General features: G+C 41.5%; 4 protein-coding genes, 1 pseudogene and 1 riboswitch. Of the genes and pseudogenes, 4 read left to right on the top strand and 1 reads right to left on the bottom strand.

Features of this window, described 5'->3' with window-relative positions:
- Positions 1-330 precede the first annotated feature (330 nt).
- The 3 genes and pseudogenes from GX348_09170 (at position 331) to GX348_09160 (ending at position 2,780) form a co-directional block, all read left to right on the top strand.
- A complete protein-coding gene (locus GX348_09170; GenBank protein NLP42349.1) occupies positions 331-576 on the top strand; it encodes a ferrous iron transport protein A in 246 nt (81 codons plus the stop codon).
- Positions 577-604: 28 nt separating this feature from the next.
- Positions 605-1,380, top strand: a pseudogene (locus tag GX348_09165) (iron transporter FeoB).
- The gene (locus tag GX348_09160) at positions 1,377-2,780 is read left to right on the top strand and encodes a ferrous iron transporter B (protein ID NLP42348.1); all 1,404 of its coding nucleotides are present in this window, start codon (positions 1,377-1,379) and stop codon (positions 2,778-2,780) included. The pseudogene GX348_09165 and the gene GX348_09160 overlap by 4 nt, the downstream one beginning before the upstream one ends.
- Before the next feature lie 161 nt (positions 2,781-2,941).
- On the opposite strand, the gene GX348_09155 is transcribed toward GX348_09160, so the two are convergent.
- Entirely contained in the window at positions 2,942-3,370 is a 429-nt protein-coding gene (locus GX348_09155) for a DNA-binding protein (GenBank protein NLP42347.1), read from the bottom strand.
- Positions 3,371-3,478: 108 nt separating this feature from the next.
- On the opposite strand from GX348_09155, the gene GX348_09150 reads away from it, so the two are divergent.
- Positions 3,479-3,694 carry a hypothetical protein gene (locus GX348_09150; GenBank protein NLP42346.1) on the top strand — a complete coding sequence of 72 codons (216 nt, stop codon included), beginning with the start codon at positions 3,479-3,481 and terminating at the stop codon, positions 3,692-3,694.
- A gap of 93 nt (positions 3,695-3,787) precedes the next feature.
- Positions 3,788-3,970: riboswitch (cobalamin riboswitch) on the top strand.
- The last annotated feature ends 56 nt before the right edge of the window (positions 3,971-4,026 follow it).

Below are 4,026 nucleotides of genomic sequence, written 5' to 3'. Positions count from 1 at the left end.
GCAGTTCGCTTGTGAAGCTTGTGGAGCCGCCATGTACCCTCGCTATTACAAAGGAGTTCATGGGTTTGAGTATCGGATATCAGATGTGAGGAACTAAAAGGACCGCGCTAGCGGTTTTTCTTATTTTAAGACACTTATTATAAAATTATATTCCTTTAAAAAACAGGTTTTCAGTAGCACTTTTAGCTACCCGCCATATGATATATCAGACGGTTAGAAATCTGATGTTAGCTTGAGCTAACCATTTTTTTCAGAGCGAATGTTAGCGATAGCTAACCTTTATTTTCGAAACAAAACTTAGTCACGGCAAATATTAAGGAGGTTTATAGTATGTATATGATTGAAAAACAACCATCTTTGGCAGATTTGATGATTGGAAGAACATGCAAAATATCATCCGTAGAGCTTGAGGGTTTGCTTAGAAGGCGCATTTTGGACCTTGGGATTATTCCTGGGACTCAGGTACAGTGCATCCGTAAAAGCCCATCTGGCGATCCGATCGCGTTCAAAGTGCGTGATACTATTATAGCGCTACGTAGCGATGATGCCAGCTTGATTAAAGTATATCCCATGTAATCGATGAAATATATGGAGGCCGAATAAGATGAATGTAACTGAAAAGCAAAGCCGAGTATTGAGAGAGCATTTCGGCATAAACCCAGAGCCAGGACAGTACGTAATAGCTCTAGCCGGTAACCCAAACGTTGGAAAAAGCACCGTATTTAATGCCCTAACAGGTCTGCGCCAGCATACAGGCAATTGGCCCGGCAAGACGGTAGATAACGCTCAAGGTACTTTTACTTATCGCAATAAACCATTCTTATTGGTTGATCTTCCTGGAACATACTCAATACTGGCTCATACTGTTGAAGAACAGGTTGCCCGCGATTTTATCTGCTTTGGTGAACCGAATGCTACTATTGTAGTTCTCGATGCCACCTCCCTAGAAAGGAATTTAAACCTAGCTCTGCAAGTAATGGAAATTACTTCAAATGTTGTAGTATGCGTAAATCTTATGGATGAAGCGCGAAAAAAAATATTACTATTGATTTACCCGAACTAGAAAAAGAAATTGGAGTACCTGTTGTTGCTACTGCGGCCCGTAAAGGAGAAGGCTTAGATACATTACGGGAAACTCTGTATCAAGTAAGTTCGGGACTACTTAAAAGCAATCCCCGCCAGCTAACTTATTCACCAATAATAGAGGACGCGGTCCAAACGCTTTTGCCAGATATTCAACGTCTTGTCGGAAACAAGCTAAATCCCCGCTGGGTTGCTTTACGCCTACTCGATGGTGATAGGGCATTTATTGATAGTATTAACAAACACTTAGAAGTTCTCCCAAATTTGGAAGTTCTTAAGGAGGTAGCAGCATTATGAGCGGAAAGATTCAGCCAATGACATTATCAGATATTTATGCTGAGGCGAATAAACTTCGCCTCAGCTCTGGCAATAGGCTTGGTGACACTATTGTATCCGATATTTATTCAAACGCGGAACAGATAGCAAGCAAAGTAGTGACCCACAAAACTGATAGTAGATCTGCTTGGGATGCAAAGCTAGATGATATACTCACTTCCCGCTTATTCGGATATCCTATTATGCTTCTCCTTCTCAGTGCCATTTTTTGGATCACTATTGAAGGGGCAAATATACCCTCTGAAATGATTGCTGGAGTCCTGTTTGCATTCCAAGACCAACTCTCTGAATGGTTTATGCTTGCCGGAGCACCTGACTGGCTGCATGGTGTTTTGGTACTAGGCCTTTATAGAGCTTTGGCCTGGGTTATATCAGTTATGCTGCCGCCTATGGCAATATTCTTCCCGTTATTTACCTTGTTAGAAGACTTGGGCTATTTACCAAGAGTCGCATTCAATATGGATAATATGTTTAAAAAATGTAAAGCTTGCGGTAAGCAAATACTGACCATGTGTATGGGGTTTGGTTGTAACGCTGCCGGAGTTGTCGCCTGCCGAATCATCGACTCACCGCGTGAAAGGTTAATCGCGCTGTTGACCAATAACTTTGTTCCCTGTAATGGGCGTTTTCCGACCCTCATCGCAATTGCAACAATTTTTATGGGCGGAGTAGTTGCAGCCGAATTTTCAACCATTACCGTTTCACTGGTTATAACAGCTACCGTACTAATTGGAATTGCAGTAACTTTTGCGGTTTCATGGGGTCTTTCGCACACTATATTAAAAGGGGAGCCTTCGTCCCTGGTTTTAGAATTGCCGCCATATCGTCTGCCGCAAGTAGGAGCGGTTATCTATCGCTCAGTCATTGACCGTACGCTATTCGTATTAAGGCGTGCAGTGATAATGGCAGCTCCAGCCGGAGCTATAACTTGGATATTAGGTAATGTCTACATAGGAGATATGAGCATCATCAGTCACCTGGCAAGTTTTTTGCAACCGCTTGGTTATGCAATTGGTTTGGATGGATTCATTCTCCTGGCATTCATTCTTGGCCTGCCGGCCAATGAAATCGTAGTTCCCATTCTTCTTATGAGCTATCTAGCAACAGGGCAAATGGTGGAATTTGATAGTATTGAGGAACTTCGCCAAATACTACTGGCTCATGGCTGGACTTGGCTAACTGCTGTATGTACAATGCTTTTCTGCCTTCTCCACTGGCCTTGTACAACCACGCTTCTATCAGCCTATAAAGAATCAGGAAGTGTTAGGTGGACCTTACTGGCTTTCCTAATTCCTACTGTGATTGCTTTTACAGTCTGTTTTGTAGTAGCTCAATCTGCAAGATTATTAGGTGTTGCTTAAGTTTATCAGCTGGTTACCACTAAATTCTAAGGTTTGTGGCCATAGATAAGTATGGCTACAAACCTAATCTGTAGGTTATTTATTACAACAGTAAAAACCGTCGTTTGTAATGGTGGCCCCTATATAAATATTACCTAATGGCGATTGTAGATCTATGACAGCTAGCTCTTGTGAGTATATTTGTCAGCTTTCACACTGTCAACAAAACGCTGATAAACTTCTGGGTTTTCTTCCATGAATAGCATTACATGTTCAATAGCTATTATCGTTGATTTTGATAAATAATGTTCCATTGCTTCTGCCTCTACTTCAACATCGCAATCTGCATGAATCGTTTTTAGAAATTTCTGCAGAAGAGCATTTCTTTTAACAAGATAGGACCCTGTTTGTCTACCCTTGTCAGTCAGCCCGATTACGCCATATTTTTGACATGTAATATACCCTCGCGCACGGAGTTTTCCCACCGCATTACTTACCGAAGGCAACTTAACATTTAATTTTTTACTTATGTCAGTAACTCGTACAAAATCATTACTGACCGAATATCGGTAGATTTCCTCTAAATAATCTTCCAGGCTTGGGGACAGCATACGTCCACCTCCTGCTTTTAATTGAATGAATATCATTATCATTTAGATTAATAATCTATTATATCTTATGCGGCACATCGAAATACGTGTCTATTGGAGGAGAAAAAAATGAATTCTTGCGGTAAAGCCTTATTCTGGGCTGTATTGCTTACCGCAACCCTCTTTGCAGAAAAGCTTACCGGTGGCTATATGACTAATAATCTGTTAATGTCTACCATGCAAATATCCATTTTGAACTCAAACAGCAATGGCACCCCCCTGGATGGTAGGACCGATACCATTAATCTAGGCAATCTTAGTTTGACAATAATTGACGTGTGGTAAAATGTAGATTGCAAAAACTGCAAATACTATTGCTATTTTATAAAATAGCTGGTATTATAATAACCAATTGGTACAACTACCAGTATATTACAATTAAATACTTTTGAGATAGGTGCCCTACGGGGCTTAATAGGGAAGTCCGGTGTAACGCCGGCGCGGTCCCGCCACTGTAATGAGGAGCAAACCCATGTTATGCCACTGGGACGAAAGTCTTGGGAAGGTTTGGGGGAGCGATGATCCAGAGCCAGGAGAACTGCCTATCTAACAATCACCGTTTTATTTACCCACGCGCGATGGGGAGGGGATTTATTCATTGGAGTAATCTATCCTTC

The sequence above is a fragment of the Veillonellaceae bacterium genome, assembly GCA_012523975.1.
Classification (GTDB): Bacteria; Bacillota; Negativicutes; order JAAYSF01; family JAAYSF01; genus JAAYSF01.
Note: the sequence above shows the minus strand (reverse complement) of the source record. Positions and strands in the feature narration are given on the sequence as shown.

What these genes read in the sequence shown, in the direction of transcription:
- GX348_09150 (NLP42346.1), top strand. Translation starts at nt 3,479, where the DNA reads ATGAATTCTTGCGGTAAAGCCTTATTCTGGGCTGTATTGCTTACCGCA.
- GX348_09170 (NLP42349.1), top strand. Translation starts at nt 331, where the DNA reads ATGTATATGATTGAAAAACAACCATCTTTGGCAGATTTGATGATTGGA.
- GX348_09160 (NLP42348.1), top strand. Translation starts at nt 1,377, where the DNA reads ATGAGCGGAAAGATTCAGCCAATGACATTATCAGATATTTATGCTGAG.
- GX348_09155 (NLP42347.1), bottom strand. Translation starts at nt 3,370, where the DNA reads ATGCTGTCCCCAAGCCTGGAAGATTATTTAGAGGAAATCTACCGATAT.